Source organism: Sphingobium sp. B11D3D, from assembly GCF_025961755.1.
Taxonomy (GTDB): domain Bacteria; phylum Pseudomonadota; class Alphaproteobacteria; order Sphingomonadales; family Sphingomonadaceae; genus Sphingobium.
In genome coordinates this window covers 2,419,964-2,441,029 of record NZ_JAOQOG010000001.1, presented here as the reverse complement: position 1 = coordinate 2,441,029, position 21,066 = coordinate 2,419,964, and the positions used below count along the sequence as shown (strand labels likewise).

18 protein-coding genes, 2 tRNA genes and 1 pseudogene are annotated in these 21,066 nt (G+C 58.4%); 12 read left to right on the top strand and 9 right to left on the bottom strand.

Going from position 1 to position 21,066, the window contains the following annotated elements:
- Positions 1 to 167: 167 nt before the first annotated feature.
- Together M2334_RS11490 and M2334_RS11485 are read right to left on the bottom strand one after the other, a co-directional pair.
- A complete protein-coding gene (locus M2334_RS11490) occupies positions 168 to 518 on the bottom strand; it encodes an iron chaperone (protein WP_264605469.1) in 351 nt (116 codons plus the stop codon).
- Positions 519 to 632: 114 nt separating this feature from the next.
- Positions 633 to 989: a hypothetical protein gene (locus M2334_RS11485; protein WP_264605468.1), complete on the bottom strand. Its 357-nt coding sequence runs from the start codon at positions 987 to 989 to the stop codon at positions 633 to 635.
- A gap of 1,048 nt (positions 990 to 2,037) precedes the next feature.
- Between M2334_RS11485 and M2334_RS11480 the strand changes: the two genes are divergently transcribed.
- Positions 2,038 to 2,682 (top strand): PEPxxWA-CTERM sorting domain-containing protein, encoded by a 645-nt coding sequence (locus M2334_RS11480; RefSeq protein ID WP_264605467.1) that lies wholly within the window; start codon positions 2,038 to 2,040, stop codon positions 2,680 to 2,682.
- Positions 2,683 to 3,679: 997 nt separating this feature from the next.
- Here M2334_RS11480 and M2334_RS11475 read toward each other — a convergent pair.
- On the bottom strand, positions 3,680 to 4,573 hold the full coding sequence (locus M2334_RS11475) for a LysR family transcriptional regulator (RefSeq protein WP_264605466.1): 894 nt from the start codon (positions 4,571 to 4,573) through the stop codon (positions 3,680 to 3,682).
- 142 nt (positions 4,574 to 4,715) lie between these two features.
- Here M2334_RS11475 and M2334_RS11470 point away from each other — a divergent pair, with 142 nt between their 5' ends.
- Genes M2334_RS11470 through M2334_RS11455 form a run of 4 tightly spaced genes read left to right on the top strand, consistent with a single transcriptional unit; the run spans position 4,716 to position 7,302 of the window.
- A complete protein-coding gene (locus M2334_RS11470) occupies positions 4,716 to 5,783 on the top strand; it encodes an alpha/beta hydrolase (protein WP_264605465.1) in 1,068 nt (355 codons plus the stop codon).
- 59 nt (positions 5,784 to 5,842) lie between these two features.
- Positions 5,843 to 6,679 (top strand): SDR family oxidoreductase, encoded by an 837-nt coding sequence (locus tag M2334_RS11465; RefSeq protein WP_264605464.1) that lies wholly within the window; start codon positions 5,843 to 5,845, stop codon positions 6,677 to 6,679.
- Between the two features lie 2 nt (positions 6,680 to 6,681).
- The gene (locus tag M2334_RS11460; protein ID WP_264605463.1) at positions 6,682 to 7,152 is read left to right on the top strand and encodes a hypothetical protein; all 471 of its coding nucleotides are present in this window, start codon (positions 6,682 to 6,684) and stop codon (positions 7,150 to 7,152) included.
- 27 nt (positions 7,153 to 7,179) lie between these two features.
- Positions 7,180 to 7,302: a hypothetical protein gene (locus M2334_RS11455; RefSeq protein WP_264605462.1), complete on the top strand. Its 123-nt coding sequence runs from the start codon at positions 7,180 to 7,182 to the stop codon at positions 7,300 to 7,302.
- Between the two features lie 413 nt (positions 7,303 to 7,715).
- On the opposite strand, the gene M2334_RS11450 is transcribed toward M2334_RS11455, so the two are convergent.
- On the bottom strand, positions 7,716 to 9,284 hold the full coding sequence (locus M2334_RS11450; protein WP_264605461.1) for a hypothetical protein: 1,569 nt from the start codon (positions 9,282 to 9,284) through the stop codon (positions 7,716 to 7,718).
- 243 nt (positions 9,285 to 9,527) lie between these two features.
- On the opposite strand from M2334_RS11450, the pseudogene M2334_RS16745 reads away from it, so the two are divergent.
- The 4 genes and pseudogenes from M2334_RS16745 (at position 9,528) to M2334_RS11430 (ending at position 16,482) form a co-directional block, all read left to right on the top strand.
- A pseudogene (locus tag M2334_RS16745) lies at positions 9,528 to 9,809 on the top strand (UvrB/UvrC motif-containing protein).
- A gap of 579 nt (positions 9,810 to 10,388) precedes the next feature.
- Entirely contained in the window at positions 10,389 to 13,343 is a 2,955-nt protein-coding gene (locus M2334_RS11440) for a MobA/MobL family protein (RefSeq protein WP_264605460.1), read from the top strand.
- 280 nt (positions 13,344 to 13,623) lie between these two features.
- Positions 13,624 to 15,084: an AAA family ATPase gene (locus tag M2334_RS11435; protein WP_264605459.1), complete on the top strand. Its 1,461-nt coding sequence runs from the start codon at positions 13,624 to 13,626 to the stop codon at positions 15,082 to 15,084.
- A 402-nt stretch (positions 15,085 to 15,486) separates the two neighbouring features.
- Positions 15,487 to 16,482 (top strand): tyrosine-type recombinase/integrase, encoded by a 996-nt coding sequence (locus tag M2334_RS11430; RefSeq protein WP_264605458.1) that lies wholly within the window; start codon positions 15,487 to 15,489, stop codon positions 16,480 to 16,482.
- A gap of 88 nt (positions 16,483 to 16,570) precedes the next feature.
- Here M2334_RS11430 and M2334_RS11425 read toward each other — a convergent pair.
- A tRNA-Pro gene (locus M2334_RS11425) sits at positions 16,571 to 16,647 on the bottom strand.
- Between the two features lie 194 nt (positions 16,648 to 16,841).
- Between M2334_RS11425 and thyA the strand changes: the two genes are divergently transcribed.
- The 3 genes from thyA (at position 16,842) to M2334_RS11410 (ending at position 19,159) form a co-directional block, all read left to right on the top strand.
- Positions 16,842 to 17,822: a thymidylate synthase gene (gene thyA / locus M2334_RS11420; RefSeq protein WP_264594835.1), complete on the top strand. Its 981-nt coding sequence runs from the start codon at positions 16,842 to 16,844 to the stop codon at positions 17,820 to 17,822.
- An 11-nt stretch (positions 17,823 to 17,833) separates the two neighbouring features.
- The gene (locus tag M2334_RS11415; protein WP_413714790.1) at positions 17,834 to 19,021 is read left to right on the top strand and encodes an AI-2E family transporter; all 1,188 of its coding nucleotides are present in this window, start codon (positions 17,834 to 17,836) and stop codon (positions 19,019 to 19,021) included.
- A gap of 61 nt (positions 19,022 to 19,082) precedes the next feature.
- Positions 19,083 to 19,159, top strand: a tRNA-Asp gene (locus M2334_RS11410).
- A 91-nt stretch (positions 19,160 to 19,250) separates the two neighbouring features.
- Here the strand turns inward: M2334_RS11410 and M2334_RS11405 are convergent.
- The 4 genes from M2334_RS11405 to M2334_RS11390 all read right to left on the bottom strand — a co-directional run bounded on the left by M2334_RS11405 (position 19,251) and on the right by M2334_RS11390 (position 20,835).
- Positions 19,251 to 19,472 (bottom strand): DUF2842 domain-containing protein, encoded by a 222-nt coding sequence (locus M2334_RS11405; RefSeq protein WP_264569843.1) that lies wholly within the window; start codon positions 19,470 to 19,472, stop codon positions 19,251 to 19,253.
- Complete coding sequence (locus tag M2334_RS11400) at positions 19,469 to 20,047, bottom strand: 5-formyltetrahydrofolate cyclo-ligase (protein WP_264605457.1); 579 nt, start codon at positions 20,045 to 20,047, stop codon at positions 19,469 to 19,471. The genes M2334_RS11405 and M2334_RS11400 overlap by 4 nt, the downstream gene beginning before the upstream one ends.
- A gap of 200 nt (positions 20,048 to 20,247) precedes the next feature.
- A complete protein-coding gene (locus M2334_RS11395; protein ID WP_264594834.1) occupies positions 20,248 to 20,583 on the bottom strand; it encodes a cell division protein ZapA in 336 nt (111 codons plus the stop codon).
- Between the two features lie 3 nt (positions 20,584 to 20,586).
- Positions 20,587 to 20,835 (bottom strand): hypothetical protein, encoded by a 249-nt coding sequence (locus M2334_RS11390; RefSeq protein ID WP_181559167.1) that lies wholly within the window; start codon positions 20,833 to 20,835, stop codon positions 20,587 to 20,589.
- Positions 20,836 to 21,066: the final 231 nt, after the last annotated feature.

Here is a 21,066-nt window from a genome sequence, read left to right as displayed (position 1 = left end):
CAAGGCCGATCAGGACTTCAATTGTCGAGCCCCAATCGCGCAAGCTGGACGTCAACGTGGCCGAAAACGGCTGCGGATCTCACTCACTTATGAACCGATGGCCGCTATCAGGGAAGCTTGGCGTGTTTGCGGATGGCCGCGATGTTGGCGGTTGCCGCACCGATCGCTCAGAGATTCTGACCTCTTCGGGAGGCGAGGGCGAGCTTTTTGACAAGCTCGTTAGGGATCAGCTGGCTCGGTGAGAATGTGACGCCGGTCTTGGTAGACTTGAGCCCGGCTGCGGCAATGTCGGTAGCATGCGACTTGATTGCGGAAGGGGATAGATAGAGGCCGCATTGCTTGCTGAAGGCCGCGTAACCCGCGATGATGGATTGTCCGATCCTGAACCCCGGCATCTTGTAGGCGATGACTTCTTCGGCGTCGGGCAGCGCGTCGACGAGTTGTGCGCGCAATTGAACCAGCAACGGGCGGAGATTTTCAGGCGCCTCGGATATATAAGCATCGTGATCAGCTAACATGGTCAGGGCACGTTCCTCTAGACGGCGATCCAACGTGAACCAGCGTCCTCTACCAGACTAAATAATTCCTTTGAAGAACGGCAGAAATGTCGGCGTTTAAGGGCAAGTTCGTGCTCAGCATTTCCCTTGTGCTCGCATCCGCTTGTGATGTGCATTGACCTGCTGTTGAGCGACCTTGAGCGCAGTGGGCGTATCAGTCTTTCGCTCCCGGCTTCGGTATTGGTTCACAATCACATTCCCGTCTGCTTCAGACAGATTTTGCAAAGTGCAGCGCGAAGCGGCACTCTGGGCGCCCAGCACCTTGAAAAGCTCTGTTTTAGCCTTCCATTCGCCACTCTCTTCGCCCTTATATTGATGGTTGGTGGTATTCGCCCAACCCGGCACGTAGTTGTAATCCTGCGCCCACCCCGTATTTGAAATGGCACCCACGGCCAGCAAAATGGTTGTACACATACGTTCGAGCTTCGTCATAATCTTCCATCCGAATAAGTTTAGCGCGTCCATAGATCTAACGGCCTTGGCGGCCTTCTGTGCCGGGCGGACATTTTCCAGCTGCGACCAATCCAGCGCGGTACGACCGGCCCTGCTCGGCCCGCCAGGCATCCGCACTTGCCTTCCCACCAGAGCTCAACCGTCGCGCATATTCTGCCTCCATCGCTCGGCGCTCGGGCCCTGGGCCGAAATCTGCAAAGCAGCGACTGGATATCGAATTTGATCGGCTGTTCCCGCTCGCAATGTCTCCTGAAATTTTATTTGCCATTACACTCACCGCAGCCTGACCCGTCGGCATGGGATCCACCGGCGCATACTGAGCAAACGCCGACGCACCCGAAACCAGACCTAGCGTAGCAAACCAGCAAAACTGCATTGGATAAATCCTCATTCCTCTCCTTCCCTTCTCGCCTTTCAGGACATTTCAACAAGTTGAAGATGAACACGAGATTGCTTCGCTTAGACTTCCACTACGCACCTCTCATGACCCTAGAGGTTAAATGACCACAATTGGAACACAGCGGTCATGCAAATGCGGTGCTCTCGTTATAGCGTACGACCAGGAACGGTCTTCAGATGGCCGCCGGCAGATGTCCGCTTCTGGCAAGACTTGCCGAGGGGCACCCACAATCGGATATTCAGAAAGATCCTCCATTAAGGCCATCCAGATCGCTCGCTCTCGCGGATCCTCATCCGATTGAGCGAAATCGCTGGCGCCCGCCAGTTGTCGCGTCGTTGCATTGCCGAGCGACCTAACTGCGGCGCGCTGCGCGGAAGCGCTATGATGGCGTCCCATTTTGAAACGGCAGTTTTTTCCCGCCCGATTTCAAATTGATATCGGCAATTCCTTGGTTAAAGAAAAGTTACTGGAGCACGACGGGGGCCTCTTTCGTGCTTCAGATCTGTCGGAGTCGCTGTTTGGAAGATAGCCACAGCGCTTCATTCTAATGTGGGAATGCAGAGTTCGGATCGGTGGCCGCAGCATGACTGAAGCCCCCGAACTTCTGTCTTGAATAAGGGAATTAAAATGAAGAAGTTCGCTATAGCTGCCTGCGCCATGCTCATGGCTGGGAGTGCAAACGCTGCCATATTCGCCGGAAACATCACCTTTTCCAGCCAGACGAACAACAATGGTCTCACGGTCAGCAGCGGCACGAACCCAACATCGTTCACGACGAACAATCTCAATGTCGGTCAGAGCCAGCTTCTGAACAACGTCATTACCCTCAACTCTACTTACCCTGTAGGCTGGTCATGCGCCCTCGGCTGTTCTGCAACAGATAGCATAAATCTGGCTTTCAACTTCACTAGCCCTTCTTCGGCTTCATTCAACCAAGGCGGTGCGGTCTCTGAGACGGTTTTCACCTTCAGCGGTTTTTTGAATAACGGCGTTGTAAGCTGGGCCAATGCTGACAATTGGGATCTCAACGGCTTCTACGCCCGTAATCTGGTGACCTTCGCAAACGGCGCTTCGGCCTATGTCGACATCTACAACACGGCCATGAGCACATCGGGTTCGAACATGTCGGCCGGGATCGATGTCCGGATCCGCAACCTCGCCAACCCGACGCCAGCGGTTCCAGAGCCTGCGACTTGGGCGATGATGATTGCCGGCCTCGGTCTTGTCGGCGCGTCCATGCGTCGTCGCTCGGCGCAGGTGACGTTTGCTTGAGCTGACCGATCACGGATAACTATCGAAGGCGCGGTGTCGAAAACCGCGCCTTTATTTTGTGCATTCTAGATAAGTTTGGGCCCAGTTGGCGGATGCCATTGTGACGTGCCGAAACCCTCGGCATGTAATCAGGCCCGCTAAAGCTTGATCGACAAACACCAATGCGAAATCCACGGGCATTTTGATAGACCTGTTTCAATGGCTTAGATTGGCATTCTGAACGCAAATATCGTTTCACCGTGCTTTGATCGCGCCGTCATGGTGCCACCATGTGCGTTACCGATATGGGATGCGATATAAAGTGTAACACCTACCCCTCTTGGCCTGGACGCACGTCGCCACGTCAAAATGGCGCGAAGAGCTAGCTAATCACTGACGCAGGAATAGGCTCACCACCATTCACTGTGCGGATTTCGAGATGGTCATCGACAATTGACGCTTCGGCACGAACCCGCAGCTCTTTGGCGCTATGCGTGAGCGCATTCGCAAGCAGGTTGGGAAAAAGTTGACTCATCCTGCTGTGGTCGACGTCGAGATCCTTCCAAACATCAAAGGCAACGGTGATCTCCCGATCAGGGTGCCCTGATCACAACTCTGAAACAACCTGCCCCAGCACGGGAGTTAGCGGCTCGAGCGGGCGGTCGAGCGTAATTCCCCTGCTAAGTCGACGACGGGCGAAACGGTTAGATTGTCAATCAACACCGCCATGCATGTGACGGTATTAGTGATGAGGCGGACATACCCTAGGCCGCGATAGCATGCTGAACAAATGGCGGGTTTAGATAGCCTTTTGAAGCGTTGGGATGTCGGATATACTTGCGGCTGCCGACCAAGTCTCGCCGTTCCCAAACTGACGTGCGAATGGCTGCTCCTACCAAAACCTTCCATTACTGTTCTTCGAGCAGACCGGCAGCTATGCTCTTAGGTTGCAACATTTACAGCGAACAGGGCCGATTCCTTAGGCAGTCAATCGTTCAAGATTGTCAATTAGCCCGGGCTAAGGTCGATAGCGAAGCGCATCAACCAGAAGTGTAAATGCGGGTGCGGGGTGGCGACGGCTGGCATAGTAGAGGTGATATCCCGGCAGACTAGGCGTCCAGTCGGTAAGGACGCGTACCAAGCGTCCGTCATTTGCGTGGTCGCGAACCTGATCCTCGGGAAGATAGCCCAAGCCGAAACCTTCAAGGGCAGCATCGAGCGTCAGTTCCGTCGTGTTGAACACCAGCGGACCTTCCGTCCGAACCTTCAACTCGTGCCCGTCCTGATTGAAGCCCCACACATATAGCCCGCCCGATGTCGGCAAACGCAAATTGATGCAGCGGTGCTGTACCAAATCCTGGGGGACGATCGGTGGCGGATGGTTTGCAAAATAGTTTGGTGAGCCAACCACCGCCATCGGCATGTCGGGTGCGATACGGACCGCTATCATATCCTTGGCGACCTGCTCGCCGAGCCGCACGCCCGCGTCGAACCGGTCTGCCACGATGTCCGCCAAGGCGTAGTCGTTGACGATCTCAACAGAGATATCCGGATAGTCGGGCAGAAGCTTCTTCAGCGCCGGCCAGAGGTAGGCTTTGGTGGCATGTTCGACCGATGTGATCCGGATCGTCCCGGCGGGCTTGTCGCGCAGTTCGCTTAATGCTGCAACGCTGGCGTCCAGATCCTCAAGTGCGGGCGTCAGCGTCTGGAGGAGGCGAAGACCAGCGTCCGTCGGTGCGACGCTGCGCGTTGTGCGCGTGAGCAGCCGTAGCCCCAGGCGTGCCTCTAACCTGCGTATAATTTGGCTTAGCGCAGACTGAGACAGGCCCAACTTCGCGGCTGCGCGCGTAAAGCTGCGCTCTTCCGACACCACAACGAAGGCCGTCAGATCTGCCATTTCCTCACGTCGCATTCAGTGATCCTGCTTCTAGGTCCATGCACATATTCCTCTCTAATACGTGCAAAGGTGGAAGACTATATCCAACTTCGAAGCGGTAGCAGCGCTGGCTACCCAAAGCATCCGCCGGTGCATCGCCGGTTCAAAGGAGTGGATCATGAAGACCAATTCGACCGGATTGAACCGACGCAGTTTGATCCTTAGTGGATCGCTCGCGGCGGCAGGGCTTTTGATGGCGAGCAGTGCCTCGGCCGCGCTCACCTCGACCCCCCGGGCTGCCGGGGAAACAACCCAAATCGGTGACGTCACTGTGCGTGGCGTTTCGTTTAAGAAAAATGACGGCGTTGTCCTCTCGGGCAATCTTTACCTGCCCAAGGGTTTTCGCCCCGGCGGCAAATATGCGGCGATTGTCGTCGTTCACCCCGGCGGCGGTGTGAAGGAGCAGGTGGCAGGCCTTTACGCGCAGAAAATGGCGGCTGAAGGTTTTGTGACGCTCGCATTCGATGCCGCGCATCAGGGCGCAAGCGGAGGGCTGCCCCGCTTTGTCGATGATCCCATGAAGCGTGTCACCGACGTTTACAGCGCGATCGATTACCTAGTGTCACTGCCATATGTCGACGGCGATCGCATCGGTGCTCTGGGCGCATGCGCAGGCAGTGGTATTGCGGTGAAGGCGTCAATGACCGACCGCCGGATCAAGGCAATCGCGACGGTCAGCGCGGTCGACGTTGGTGCAGCTACCCGCAAGGGCTGGGACGGCAAGGCATCTGAGTCTGAAATCCTGAATACGCTCGACGCGGTTGCGAAGCAGCGCTCAGCCGAAGCCGCTGGCGCCGAACCGGTCTACGTCCCTTATGTCCCCCAGCTCGGGGATAAGAGCGCGCCGCGCGATCTGCAGGAGGCAGCCGATTATTACCTGACGGCGCGCGGTCGCTATCCAACATCGACGAACAAAATGCTGATGACGAGCGTCAGCACGCTTGCATCGTTCACCGGGTTCGAGGGTGCGGATACCTTTATTACGCAGCCATTGCTAATGATCGCGGGCAGCGAGGCCGGCTCGCTTTGGCATAGCCGGGAGCTGATCGCGAAGGCGGCATCGAAGCACAAAGAACTCGTCGTCCTTCCGGGCGTGACGCACATGGACCTGTACGACGGAGCAGGCGCCGACACCGCAGCGGCCAAGCTTGCACCATTCTTCAAGAGCAAGCTCGCGACCGCTTGAGACTAGGTCACGGGGTGCCGCAAGCCATTTGACACCCACTTCAGCACTAAGGATTGAATATGAGCAAGACGTGGTTTGTAACGGGTGCCGGCCGAGGGCTAGGCGTCGACATTGCCCATCAGGCACTGAAAGCCGGACACTCGGTGGTTGCGACTGGGCGAAATCCTGATGCGGTTCTCAAGGCAATCGGTGCCCATGAGAACCTGCTGACGGTAGCGCTGGATATCACCGATCCGCACGCGGCAAGCGCCGCGATAGATACCGCGATCGATCGGTTCGGCAGCATCGACGTGCTGGTCAACAATGCCGGCAATTTCTACGCGGGCTACTTCGAGAACATCAGCGCTGAGCAGTTCCGCTCGCAGATGGAAACCAACTTCTTCGGGCCGCTGAACGTGACCCGCGCAGTCCTGCCCGTCATGCGCAAGCAGCGCAGTGGGCAAGTCATCACTGTCACCTCGTTCGCGGGCTTGGTTGGTCAGGAATTCGTTGCTGCCTATGCAGCCTCGAAGTTCGCGCTCGAAGGCTGGATGGAATCTCTTCGCTTCGACCTGGCGCCGTTCGGCATAGACACGATGATCGTCGAGCCCGGCTTCTTCCGAACCGAGCTGCTGGTCGAGGGCTCTTCGACAATCTGGCCGGAGCTGAGTGTTGATGACTATGCCGAGCGAACTGCACAAACCATTGCGGCCTGGTCGGGCATGAACGGGCAGCAGGGCGGCGACCCCGCCAAGCTGGCAGCAGCTCTAGTCACCTTGTCAGACTCCGACGAGATGCCGCTGCGCTTTGTTGCGGGCGCTGACGCGATGGCTGGCGTCGAAGACAAGCTCAAGACATTGCAGATTCAGATTGACGCGCACCGTGACCTCTCAGCTTCGCTCTCGATCGCGGGATGACAATGGCACCGATCGCGACACCGCTCACGATCCACTACGGTCGCCAGCTGGAGCTTCGGCTTCTCCTCTTGCTCCTGCTTAGCCTGTCAACCGGTCTGCACGCGATGATTGTGCTGATGCGACGCGGCTTGGCCGTGACGAGCTTGGTTGCGGCATCGATCATGTATACCGGGAACTACGGCGCCTATACCTACATCGCGCCCTTCTTGAGGAAGCATTCGGGCATTTCCGGTGCGGTTCTCAGCGCCTTCTTCCTGGCCAACGGCGTCGTTCGCTTCCTCGGCAACATGGCAGGCGGTTGGATCTCCAGAGGTAGCCTCTACAGGTCGGTGCTGACGACTGCTGCGCTCGTGATCGGCGCGATCCTGTTGCTCCCGATCCTGGCTAGCTCGCCCGTCCTCGCGATCGGGCTGGTGAGGGTGTGGGGTTTCTCACTCGGCATGCAGGCAATCTCCATGCAAATGTGGCTGTAAGGCGATGCGCCTGATTTGCGGGAGGCGATGCAGGGCTTGTTCGTCTGCCTTACACAGGCCGCGCTCGGCCTCGTCGCTCTGGCTGGCGGCATCGTGGTCGATCGCGCCGGCACGTCCGGCGCGATGTTGTTCGGGGTTTCGCGAGCCTGACCACTCTGGTGCTGGCGATGCTGCACCAACGATCCCGGAAGCTGTCCCCCGTATAGCGGCCCTCCCGAACAGCTAGCGCATCAAGAGCGGTCTTTCGCTGAATTTCACGAAGGAAGCATCAACGGAAACCATTCTTTGCCATCCTCCAGGCTTCTGAAGTGCATGGGGATTGTCCGCTCCCGCCAACAGCTGACCTTCGGCCTCTGGCTAGCGAACGACCGATTCGTCCCCAAATTTGGTCGCTCGTTACCGCACGACATTTTGATGAACGTAGGGCAGGTTTCAAACCGATCCGAGCCCCGACGCTTGCGAGAACGGCGGCTCTCGCCAAACCGTCCCAAATCCGGTCGCTCGCTTGCTGATCAGAACCATAGCAGCTGCTACCTAATTAGGCAGCTTTAGGAAACGTAGCCTCAGAGCTTGCTCGCCGACTCCCGGCGACTTCCGTCGATGATCTCGATCGGTGACACCTTCTGCCCGGCAAGCACGGCCTCGTTGCGCGCCGCAATCAGCCGTTCGTGCTTGCGGCCCATCTGACCAACATCAAGCACGACATAATAGCCTGCGGCGGCCTCCTCAGCCTCCCGATAGCGTTCGAGCTGCCTGGTATAGCCAGCAACCAGCTTGGTGTTGGTCGAGAGTTTGATCTCGACGAGAACCCGCCCCGTAAACCCGGCCGACAACTTGAAATCGACTGGACCATTTCCAGTGTCGGCTTCAGGCGTGAGGTCGATATCATTCGCCTTACAATATGCATAGGCGACGGCGAAAAACAGACGCTGCGCCGATTTCTCCGGGCGCGGCTTCCCCTGGTAATGGAGTTCCTCCGACAGCCGGCGATCCTCAATCAGGAAACGGAACTGAGCGATGATGTCCTGGACAACGCCGCATACGCCGGCAACGTCGGGCGTCTGCAACGGCGCAATCGATCGGGGTTCGCTGACGGCGATTTCTTCAGCGATCCTTCGCCAAACCAGCTCACCAAACGGGTCGCCCGCCATATCGTAAGGCTTGGGATTTGCGCCGCGCAGCATCTCAAGTACAGTCTCAAACGCGTTCGCGCCAGACATTGCCCAGCGCTTGAGCTCGTCCTTGTCCTTCAGCGTGCGGGTCCGCCAAAGTTTAGCGACGTGATCGTTCACCTGCGACCGCAGCTCGGCGTTGTGCGAGGCCGCATCGCTGATGCCGGCCCAATCCTTGGCGACCGGGAGCGCCCGCAGGATATCGGCGGGAACGAGAATGATGGGGCCATTGCCGCGGATGAACGGATTGGACGGCAATCGTGCTGAATAGCTCTTGCCATTCTTGAGGCGGATCATGTGCACATGGAGCGGGACGTCAAGTGTCGCGAGGACCCGCGCGTTGAACGCAAGAAGGTCCTCGAATATCACATTGGTAGTCATGTCGCTGATGCGATCGGGTCCAAACCCTTCCTCGAACAGGGCCATCGCAGCGAAAAGATCCGGGTCAGTGATGCCGAGCGCGATGATATCGCGCGCCGTTTCGATCAGGCTCGCGGTCGCCTGCGGCCCGGAGCCGCTGCCCGCAACCGAACTGGTTCCATAGCCGAGGCAGGTGCCGTTGATTTCGGGGAAAGAGAGCAGCCGTTTAGCGTTACGCCAAGCCATGTCGCCGATTGCACGGCTGGCGGCGAGCAATTTGATCGACCTGTCGAAGTGCGTTTCATAGGTTTTTCGCCCACCCTCGCTGATCTCTGGGTGGCTGCTGTGCTCGAGCAGCATCGGGTCCATGAACAGCGCGGTATCGACGTTGAGCGTGGGGTCGAGTACCCCGATGGGCTCGAGCCGCGCAGGGTCGATGCCGAAATGGCGTGAGAACCGAACTGCCGACGTGATCTTGCTCAGACTCGCCTCCCCGATGGTATTCTCCCATGAACATACTATCACAACTGTAAATGGATAAACCAACTCGTGCGACAGCGGCCCAAGCGCGCGAATTGTCCAGCTTTGATCGCGAGCCAATGACGAATGGCCGGATGCGCTGTCATTCTGGGTTTCCTATCAGGAAACCGCTGAATGTCGGCTCCTGGCAACAACTGTTGTTTAACCTATCGCGCGGGAATGGCAGGACTGTCCCAACGTTGGTCGATAGCTGCCCGCGACAGCCTGGTGAACGAAGGGCAGATTTCAGGGAGCCGTTTTGCACGGCCGAATGGCAGCTACGTTGGCGTATGCAGCCTTATCCGGGGCCGCGCGTTTCGGGGGATGGAAGAGACCCTAGAGAGCCTGCAGCATAAAATGGAAGAGGCGGCTCGCGCCTTGGATTTTGAGGAAGCAAAGCGTTGCCGTGACAGGATAAGCTTGATGCGGAGCGGCGCCAGCGCCGTTGACGCGGCGCAGGCTGATTTCGCGGGCTTGGAGCGTCAGCAGCCGGGCGCGATGGGTTTGGGAACTAGCTAGCCACGCATACAACCCCCGCCTGGTTGGAAGCCGCCGCGAAAACCCGATCCGATGACCGCCGGGTCGTCATCTCGCGGCAAGAAGTAGGCTGCAAGCTTACCCAGCCTGAAAGCGTCCGACACTGTTGAGTGCGATGCGGATGAGTGCACGGCCGCTGTCGGGACGTGGATCAGCGACGCAACGCGCCGCTTTGCAACGCTGCATGAAAATCCGCAGGATGAGGGGCGTCACGTTTAAACAACTTTGGCCGCTTCGAAACGATCATCTGCCGTCCGATCGTACGGGTAATCTGAGCTGTACCAGCTGCTCAGCCTAAACATTTAGCCCGAGATCAATGTGCTTTCAGTTCCGATCTCAGGACAGTCAATTGATTGCAAGATTGATTGATCATCGACGTACTGACGATCTGATCTGAAGCGGATATTTCAGGAGGTTAAAGGTAAGGCGCAATAAAGCAAAACTGAACAACTTCTGTTTTGCTGCGCCGCTTTCAGCGGAATCAAGACATGCGGCGAGGGTCCGCCAGCTTCATCTTATGCATGCATACGCATGGGCCCGTTCGTTGTCGATTCAACTTCGGGAAGGTGAAAATAAATCTGAAAGTGGGCTTGTCGAAGAGAGAACAAATCAAGCACAATATTGAACACGTCAAAAAGGAAGTGTTCAATGAACCTGCGTACTCTGGGTCCAATCGGCCACTGCTCTGCAAAGCTTCGACGAGCAGTCGCTGTCGAGGAAGAAGCAGCTCTGCGTTGGACAATCCGCATTCCACATGATCCGGACCAAGAGAAGAAAGCGTCAATGGGCGGCAGGTTCATGATCGCACCGTCATTTAATGTGCCGGGACCATTTGCTTCCATCCGACCGACGTCTGCAGAAGGACGCGTCACTTTCCACTTTTCCGAGCAAACGGTCACCAAGCTTGCGAGTGGTGGATCACTGATCACATCAGCCAGAGGGCATAAACTGTTGGGGGGAAATGCTGCCGCGAAGCACGACAGATATGTGGCGCGTCCAGACGCAGTGCTCACCATTTCGGCCTCCAAGTTTGGCAACTATGCCGAGCGAGATTCTGCCGTTGAAATTGAGGCGGACAAGGCTGCGGTCTTCTCAAATATTAGTGAGGACCCTGAAGTTCGTCGAAAGTTCTGGCTCGCCGTTCACAAGCATGAGCGTAGTGGCAAGCCAGATCACCTCGTTTTTAGTCGCGCACTGCTTCCCGCTGAAAGCTGGAAAGATATCTCTGATGAGGCGACACTGCCGGTTAAAGTGCGAGAGATCGCGAAGGATCTGGCGCAAGCGCCCTTGATTGAGGCGAAAGAGCCGAAAGTCACCCTCGAACTGGATGCAGCAGAATGCCGGAAGATTTGTGGCGCCATGCAAATGGTCTGCGGAGATCGCTGGAACGCAAAACAGCCAGGCGTGAAGGTTGTAAGGGGCCGCAATGGCAGAACGCAGTTCAGGCTAACTGCCGAGTTTCCGCTCGGCATCGATGCGGCCGCACGAGTCAGGATTACCCAAAGGTTTTGCAATGATTTTGGTGAGCTAGGCGCAATGTACACGGCCGCCATCCATGCTCCCGATGGATATAATGACGAAAGAAATCACCACTTGCACTTGGCCTATTATGATCGTCCTTGTTCGATCGTGCCTGAACTTGGAATGTGGGATTTCGAGATCCGGGAAAAAGTAGCAGGCCAGCATGAGCGCTTTCGCTATCCATATCGTCAGCCGAAAATCTCGGAACTTGGGCGAGATCCCTCAGGTGGCAGTTATCGCAAATACCGGGCCTCTATGATCTACGGTTGGCGTGAGCGCTTCGCGGAGCTGTGTAACGAGGAGCTTAGGCAGGTCGGGATCAGTCGCCTATTTGATCCAAGGAAATATTCGGAAATGGGGATCGATCGAGACCCCACCGAACCGCTAGGCCGAAACGCCGCGCCCCTCGAGGCAGCCGGAGTTTCAACGCCTGCGGGACGAAGAAATGCCGAGATAATATGGACAGCTGAGCTGTGGGCTGCGCTTAAGGCTGACGAAAAACGGCGCGTCGCCAGGAAGAACCAGTTGAAACGGTTGCTGGACGCTGCCGGTCACCTCGCAGCTAAAAACTTAATCGGGGAGAGCAACAGTCTCTTGTCGAAGGCCGAAGAAATTAGAACACAAAGTTTGCTGCTCGACGCACATGAGCTCGAGATGGATGAGTTTCGCGTCACACTTGAGATGGCCTATGCCCGTCCGGATAAAACCATTGCGACCTGCTCGCGGCTCCTAGAGACTTTAGAAGCTGGAAAAGGGACACGGTCCGATCGAGCGAATGAATATCTTATTCGGGAACGCAAAGCTGCAGCAGAAGCCTTCGGAGAGACCATTCGAGAAATAATGGATCAGAGCATGACCAGTATTGCTCCAATCCTAGATCAGGTTGAGGAAGCCAGGCGGATTATCGAGAGCGTGCTCAAGGAAACCGATAATTTGGTTACGCGTGCGTTTGAGTTGCATTCTGGCGGAGAGCGGAGAGAAGAACCCGTCGCCGAAAAAGCTTCACAAAACGTCGATACGCCCCGGGACGAGATCGACATCATCCTGCGCCGCATTATGTCCGAGGACATGCTCGTTCTAGCCCCTGACGAGAATGCACCCTTCTTCCGCGTGCCGAGTATCAGCCGGGAAGAGTTCAAAACTCTCTCGGCCGATCGCAGCTTTGTGTGGGTTCAGAAACGTCTGGAAGGCATTGCGGAGGTCCAAAGCAAGCGTAGGAAGGCAGTAAGCCGACCGCTTGCCGCATATAAGCGACCGGAGATCGAACTGCAGGCTAGTACCAATCAGGAATGTAATCGCGTTTCTGATCGGGCCGAAGCGTATATTCAGAGCGCTTCGCCTGGTAAGCTCGTAAATCCGCCCCGGCAGGAGACTGCACCGCACAAGGCTTCCCCGATCGCGGTGGCGCGTGCGGAAGAGCCGGTTGTTCCAGCACGTTCTACTGCCGCCATTTCATCAGGACAGCTATCTGACGAGGTGAGCGTCTCCCGTACACCTACTAGTTACGCGGTGCACGACCCGAAAAGCGATGACGCTAGAAAGGAAGCAATCCTGGCCTTTGCCCACGCAATTCTAACAGAGCCTGGCGTCGTTATTGACTTCATCGATGGCGAGCATCGCGTCGATGCTTCGACAATGCCGGATTGGTGCATCAGCGTTCTTAGTTTTGAGGGTGAGGCTTCAGTGAAAGTGGCCAGCAAGGAGCGTTGGGCTGCTGCTTTGGAACGCGAGAGAAGGTCAGATCGCGGTAAGATGATCGACGAGCTGAGGATGTCGAAATGCAGACCGCTAGAACGGGACGGTGATCGTTGGATCGTCACCCATGTCAGCGAAAAATTCAAAGCGGCTGTGAGCGAATGGCCAACTCATCCGGAATTACACGCAGCGTATGAAGATATAGATCGGACGTGGAAAGCACGTGAGAGGAATGAAGCAGATTCCAGGGCGCCGCAACTCGATGAGAAAAAGGAGGATCTTATTCCGACGCAAGCGCCTTCAGTGAAGGTTGGTAATGATCTCGAGGGCTATTCGATCGAGGAGCAAGCCTATTATCTGGCTCTCCGCAACGGTCTGAACCGATAATGTCGAGGACGCGAAAAGAAGGCGTCCGGCGGCGAATGCAAGAAATGCAACGAGCGCGTCCGTCATCAGGCGATGCAACAAATGGGGTGGAGGGGGTAGAGCAAGAGCTGGGGAGCACAGCACCCTCTCTCTTGCTCTACCCCCTTACCCCCAAGCCGACTTATTGAGAGGGATGCGTTTATAAAGGGTTAAAATTTCTGGAAATGAGGAAAAATAGCAGGGCTAGCATTCGGTTAACTCAAGCTCCCTAGTCGGTCATGACCCTTAGGAGGAAATCAGAATGAGCGATGAGAACTGGACCGTTTTAGCTAGGCGGGGTGAGTACAGTGCCCGGGATGCTGCCAGAAACCCATTTGCAATGGACTGGGCAGTCGAAGGATTGCTTCCAGCGACAGGCGCCACAGTTCTTTTTGGTACAGGAAGCACAGGCAAAACGCAGCTGTTGCTCTGGCTTGGAGCCCACATTGCGGCCCAAGGCATAGCCGAGACTAAAGACTGGCTCGGAGCGGAAGTGCGAGCTACCGGAAAAATACTGGTGCTATCCGCCGAAGACCTGCGCGAACATCTGTTCAAGCGCATCGGCGGCATCGCTTGGCAAATGGGTGAGGAAAATGGTTGGAGTGGCGAGCAAGTTGAGGAAGTTTGCGCTCGAATTCACGTGATGCCATTTCTATCAATGAGCCGCAGTGAATTTTCAGAGCTTAATCCTTCAATGTTCGAGCGTGGTGCCGACGGCGATTGGCAGCCGACCAGTTCACTTGTTCATATCGAAAAGTTTTTGGATGACGCGAACGCAGAAGCGGATGCTGCGAGCCGTCCCCAAGATCGTTTCGTGGGCGTCATTCTAGACTCGGCCGTTTCAATGGCCGGGTTCGAGATGTCGCAATCCGAAGCGACGACGAACTTTCTGTTTCACCTGAACCGAATGTCTCGTCGTCAAGAAATGTTCTGGGCGATCATTGGGCACACGCCTAAGGACGCTGGGAAGAAGGTCGACGAGCCAGCTGTTGAACGCCTGCGTGGTTCCGCGATGTGGTCGACAACGCCGCGCACGGTCATCGAACTTCGTTGCGCAACCTCAAACGACAATGTCGAACAGGTGCTCGTTCGGTACCCACATCTGGAAATGCGAGATGTCTTGTTCCTCTCGACGGCAAAGGCCAATTCAGTCGGTGCCGATCTCAGGCCACGCGCGCTGATCCGCTTGAAAGACAACGGCGCATTCAAAGACGTGACTGATCAGTTTCCAAGCATATTCGAGCGGATCGTGAAGCCAAAGAGTGAGAATGACCGTTCCGAAAGGCTGCCACCCACGGACGTGAACCAAACTTGGCTCGCCGTGATCGATCTCGTGGCGCGCGTAACCAATAACGGTATTCCAGGCTCGAAATTCACCCGCCAGAATCTCAGAGATCAGTTCGATCACCACCGGAATTTAAACGATGCGCTGGAACATGTTTCGCCAGAACACGAAGGTAAATATTCGGCATCAGATTTCAGTTTAGCTTGGTGTCTCTCCCAATTATGCGCATTCGGAGCACTGGGGACCAGCAAACAGGGTTTCGTTGTAATCGACCTGCAGATTGCACGGTCGCGCTTCAGTAAAGTGTCAACTCTCGCGACAAGCGAATTTGAGAGCCGTAGCGCTGCGGTCGACAAGCAAGATGGCTCCTCGTTAGAACATGGGAGCCTCGGAGATAAGGTGGAGCTGCCGAAGCAGCATCTCGTTCAACCGAGTTAAAAATTGACTTCCTGGGGTGTCGCATAGGCACTCCCAGGAGGAAAAATTGAGTCTTCACGACAACTTACTTTGCCGCAAAGGGCGGCCGAGAACCGATCCAGCGGTCTCGCATGTCCGACATAATAGGCAGGACGAGATACGGCGAGCTGAGGTGTTCGAGGTCGTCTTACCCGATAGTGGAACGACGTTCGATCGCGCGCTGGCGCCACGCATAGCGGCTGTCGCCGAGGCCGGGGCTGAGCCATCACCAGCAGCTAAGCCCCCTTTCACGGTCCGCGCGCTAGCTGAGCGCTGGGATTGCTCTGAGGGGGCTGTCCGCAACCTCATCCGGACTGGCGCGCTGAGGCACTTCCGCGTCGGCGACCTCATTCGTGTTCCCGCAGTTGAAGTGGCGAGATTCGAATGTCGTTGATGCCATATACCGTGCAAAGCTTTCGCGGTGCCTTCGCCATGGTCTGGTACGAGGGTAAGCAGCGCCATCGCCGCCGGCTGTATTCAACGGATCGGTCAAGCGCGGAGGCAGAAGCGCGCCAGCTCTGGCAGGAAGCCGATACCGCCCCATGGACGGTAGGGCGAATTGTCACCGGCTACATTGACAAGTTGGCGGAGACAGCTCCCCCTTCACTTCAGCGTCGCCGAGATGCGTGGAAGGCCATGAGATCATATTGGGATAATGTCGATCCAAGCCGCATTGATGACACGATGTGCGAGGGCTATCACAAAGCGCGCGCTGTGAGCGATGCCACCTCTCGTTATGAACTGCAATTGCTGTCGACCGCTTTGGAATGGGCCAAAGGAAAGGCCAGCTATACCGAAAAGCCCAAGGTGTGGCTGCCGCCTAAGCCAGAGCGGCAAATCCGGCATCTCACCCACTCCCAGTTCGAGGCGTTCTTCGAGGTGGTGCGAGCGCCGCATGCGCGGTTATATGTCTTGCTGGGGCTGTATACGATGGCTCGACCTACAGCGCTGTTGGACCTTACCTGGGATCAGGTCGACTTTGATCTACGACAGATCGATCTCAATCCTCCTGGTCGCCGGCAGACGGTCAAGTTCCGTCCGATAGTCGCGATCAACGATGCTCTCTTTGAGGTGCTGCTCAACGCCTTTGCGGCGCGCCAGACTCAATATGTAATCGAGCGGGGTGGCCGACGGATCGACAATATCAAGAAGGCCTTTCAAGCCGCAAGCTTGCGCTGCGGCTTTCGGGTGACCCCCTACATGCTACGCCATACCGGAGCAGTGTGGGCCGCCGAAGCTGGAACGTCGATGGCTGAACTTGCGCAGTTCATGGGGCATGACGACGACCGCACAACGCAAAAACATTATGCTCGCTACTCACCCGGACACCTCAAGAAAGCGGCCAATTCCGTCCAACGCCGACCCAGAAAACATGAGTGAGGTTCAAACTAAACCTCCAACCCCTGTCGATCTTGGCGGTCATCTCCTCCGAAAATGGCAGATTTCCGTCGCTAATCGGTTGAGAATTTGGTCGGGGAGAGAGGATTCGAACCTCCGGCCCCTGCCTCCCGAAGACAGTGCTCTACCAGGCTGAGCTACTCCCCGACCGGGCCGACGCTTGAAGCGCCGGCAAGACAGGCGCTGCCCTATAGTCAGGGGTTTGCGTGCTGGCAAGCGCTGCATCGAGAAATCGTCAAACAGTGCGGTAACCCTTGGCTGCGGGATCGTTTGGTCGCGCTTATCAGGGCGGCAGATGGCATGTGCTGGCGCTCGCGCGGCGGCGCGGTTAAGCTCGATCCATGCTTTCATCTGCCTCCCTCGCCGAGTCTGCCCCGCCAACGAGCGCTTCGCCGCATTATGAGCAGCAATATCTCGATCTGATGCGGCATATTTGGAATGCGGGCGATGAACGGGTGGACCGCACCGGCGTGGGCACGCGGTCGATTTTCGGGGCGACCATGCGATTCTCGCTCGCCGATGACGCCGTGCCTCTGCTGACGACCAAGCGCGTCTACTGGAAGGTCGCCGCGCGGGAGATGCTGTGGTTCCTCTCCGGGGACACCAGCATCCGTTCTCTGGTGGCGCAGGGGGTCCATATCTGGACCGATTGGCCGCTGGATCGCTACCGTCGCGAAACCGGCGACATGATCTCCATGGAGGAGTTCGAGGCGCGCATTCTGGCCGATGATGCCTTCGCGCAGGCGTGGGGCGATCTTGGCCCCGTCTACGGCCGGCAGTGGGTCAACTGGCCGCATTATGAGCTGGCGCCGGAGGCCGGGGAGGGGCTTTATCGCCGCGCGGCGACCGGGCATAACCAGATCGCGACGCTTGTCGATGCCATTCGCAACAATCCCGGCTCGCGCAGGCTGCTCTTCACTGGCTGGAATGTCGACGAGCTGGAGGGGATGGCCCTGCCCCCCTGCCATATGACCTATCAGTTCCATGTCTCGAACGGGCGGCTCAACGGCCTTTTGTTCCAGCGCAGTTGCGACCTGGGGCTCGGCTTTTCCTTCAACATCTTCGGGCTGGCGCTGCTGACGCGGATGTTGGCGCTGCAGTGCGATCTGGAGGCCGGCGAGATCGTCTGGCAGGGCGGGGACGTCCATCTCTATCTCAATCACGCCGATCTGGTCGAAGAGCAGCTTTCCCGGACGCCGTCCGGCTCGCCCAAGCTGAAAATCCTGCGCAGACCGGATACGATCTTCGCGCATCGTATCGAGGACTTCGTCGTCGAGGACTATGCGCCGCAACGTGGCATCGCTGCCCCGGTCGCGGTTTAAGGGGCTTCTCGGTGCCGCTGGACGAGCAAAATCTGCCTGCAGAGCAAGGCGCGGGCGATCAGCCCTCGGCCGAGCGCTTTGACCGCAGTACCTGGGAGCGCAACCGGCTCGTTGCCTCGATCGCGTTGTTCGCGGGGCTGGGCGTGTTGCTGGCCCTGCCGTTCGTGCTTCGGGCTGGTGGTGCTTTCTTTCTTCCCCTCACGGTCGCGCTGGTGATCGCGATCTGCCTCGTGCCCTTCCTCGAGTGGCTGGAGCGGCGGCGCATCCCGTCGCCGCTGGCCGCGCTGATCGCGCTCGTGTCCTTCCTGTTCGCTGTGAATGCCGCGCTGGTGCTCATCGTGGTGCCGGCGGTCGACTGGATCGCGCAGCTTCCCGAGCGGATCGGCCAGATCAAGACGACGCTGGAGCCGGTCATCCGCCTCTATACCGAGGCGCAGGGTTTCATTGACGGCCTGCTCAAGCTGGTCACGGAAACCCGCAGGGCGCCGACGGTGCCCGGCGAGGTGCCGCGCCCCGGCTCGCTACTGGACATGCTGACCACCGCCGCGCCGAGCGTGGTCATCAATGTCGTGTTCGGGCTGCTGGTGATCTTCTTCTTCCTCTCGGGCTGGACGCGCATGCGCCGGCGGACGATTCAGGGGCGGGGCAGCTTCTCGGGCGCGCTGACCATCGCACGGGTGATCCAGAACGTCGTCGATGCCACCTCGCGCTACGTGCTCACCATCGCGCTCATCAACGTGCTGCTCGGATTCACCGTCGCCATCGCGCTCAGCCTGTTCGGGATGCCCACGCCGTTCATGTGGGGCGGATTCGTCGCGCTGCTCAACTTCATTCCCTATTTCGGCCCCTTCGTGGCGGCGATCCTGCTGGCGATGGGCGGGCTGATGACCTTTTCCACGGTCGGCTGGGCGCTGATGCCAGCGATCATCATGACCGGGCTGCATCTTATCGAGGCGAATGTCGTGACGCCGCTGGTGCTCGGCGAGCGCCTGAAGCTCAGTCCGCTGATGATTCTCGTCTCGCTGAGCTTCTGGACGTGGGTGTGGGGCACGGCAGGCGCGCTGCTGGCGGTGCCGCTGTTGATCATCATCCAGACGGTGCTGGCGGCAGCCGGTAAGCCGGATATCGCCGGTTTCCTGTTCGAGTCCGGAACGCTCACCAGCGTGCCATCGGACCCGCAGGAAGAATATCGCAATTGATCGCGCGAAGCGTGTTGACAGGGCCGGCGCCCTCTTATACCTGCGCCCTCCTCAGCCAAGCGCGGGTGTAGCTCAGTTGGTTAGAGTGCCGGCCTGTCACGCCGGAGGTCGCGGGTTCGAGCCCCGTCACTCGCGCCATTTTCTTCAATGAAGAGAATGGCATCGCGCTGGCTTCCCCCTCCTGAACGGAGCGGGACAAGCCTCTATAAAATGGATTTGGAACTGGCGCTCAGGCGCGCCAGCGGCCTGTCTCCATCCACACCAGGATGGGTCGGGTCGGGAAGATCCAGATGATCCCCACGATCACATAGAAGACGAGTTGAAGGGCGCCGGGCCAGCGCGCGATCTGCTCCGAGAAGGAGCCGATGATGGCAGCCCAGACGGCGATGATGCCGAGGATGGCGAACATGCCCGCCGGCTTGCGCCAGCTCGGTTGCGGCGCGTCGTTCACGCGGCCTCTCCCTCGATGACGCTCTGCTCGGTGAATAGCATGTGCAGGGGCACGTCCCAGGGCTGGATGGGCAACGCATCGACCATCTGGCAGCTCCACGCCATTCCGATTCGCAGCGCGTTGGGCAGCTTGGCGAAAGCGCGGTCATAATAGCCCGCGCCATGGCCGATACGATTGAGCGCGGGATCGAACCCGACGAGCGGCGTCAGCACCACGTCCGGCGTGACGGTGGCGGCCTGCGGGGCCGGCTGGGGGATGCGGAGCTGACCCGGCACCAGAATGTCGTCCGGCGACCAGTCGGCAAATTCCATGTCCTCGGCGGTGGTCTTGCCGAGCCGGGGCAGGCACAGCTTGAAGCCGCGCTCGTGGAGGAAATCGATCAGCGCTTCGGTGGGCGCTTCCGAGCCCATGGCCCGGTAGATGGCGACCCGCGAGCCGGGGGGCATGCGGGCAAGCACGGGGGAAGGGAGAGCCCGGAAGGCCAGCGTGCGCACTGAAGGCGGCAGGCCGGCGACAAAGGCGGAGCGCCGGGCGAGCAAAGAGGAGCGCAGCTTGGCGCGATCAGTATCGGTCATTCTTTGGGTCCTGTCCGAGATGCCGGCGGGGTGACGGGACCGCCGTGGCCGTTTGCCGGAAAATCCTCTGACGCCTCAACGTCAGGTGGGGACCATGTAGTTCGGACCTGGGTCCGGCCAGGGACAGCCCCCTTGGATGTGATTATCGCCTCAGGGATGTTCGCTAATGCGCGCACCGGGCAGTACCCGTCCCGCCTTACTTAGGCGTTGGACAGCTGGGCTGCAAGGCTGTCGCCCAAGGCTTCGATCCGCTCGGCCAGCGCATCGAGCGCGTCCAGAGTCGCGGATTCGTCCTCCGGCTCGGCGGGCGGTGGTGGCGCGGCTGCCGGGGCAGGGGCCTTTTCGGTGAGGGAATCGGCCAGTAGCAGGCCGGCGAACAGCAGTTGTCGCACCTCGGTCAGCCCGGGACTGCCGCTGCTGACCTGCTGGACCCGCTCGGACATCAATGCGGCCAGCTCGTGCAAACGCGCTTCCTCGCCATCCCGGCAATGCACCGCATATTGCCGCCCGCCGACCATGATTCGTACTTCTGCCATGATTCAGGCTTCGCTCCTGGCCTTTTGAAGATCGCCAATGAGCGCATCGAGCGATTTCAGCGCTGCGATTGCCTTGTCGCGCGAGAAGGGGTCGATATCAACCGGCGGGCCATCGTCCTCGATGCTGCCGGCCGCGAGCTGCGCCTCGATTTCCTGCGCACGCGCCTCGGTCAGTTCCCGCGCCAGTCCCTCGGCGCGCGTCACGGCGCGTTCCAGCCGCTCGATCGCCTGCATCATCGCCTTGCTTGCCATGCGCGAACCCTTATCACGCTCCCGAGCGAATGCAAAAACTCGTTGCGCAGCTGCGGATTGAGCGTGACGGCGCCAGAATCACCGTGCCTTTGAGGCTGTGGGGCGCCCCGCAGGTTGACGCTCGGGCCGCTAGACGACATGGAGACCGCGCGGCGACTCATGGCCCGTTCTCTCGGCGCCGGCGCGGCCGTTCATCGACCATCTTCGGTCCTTGATCGCTCTGGAGCAACA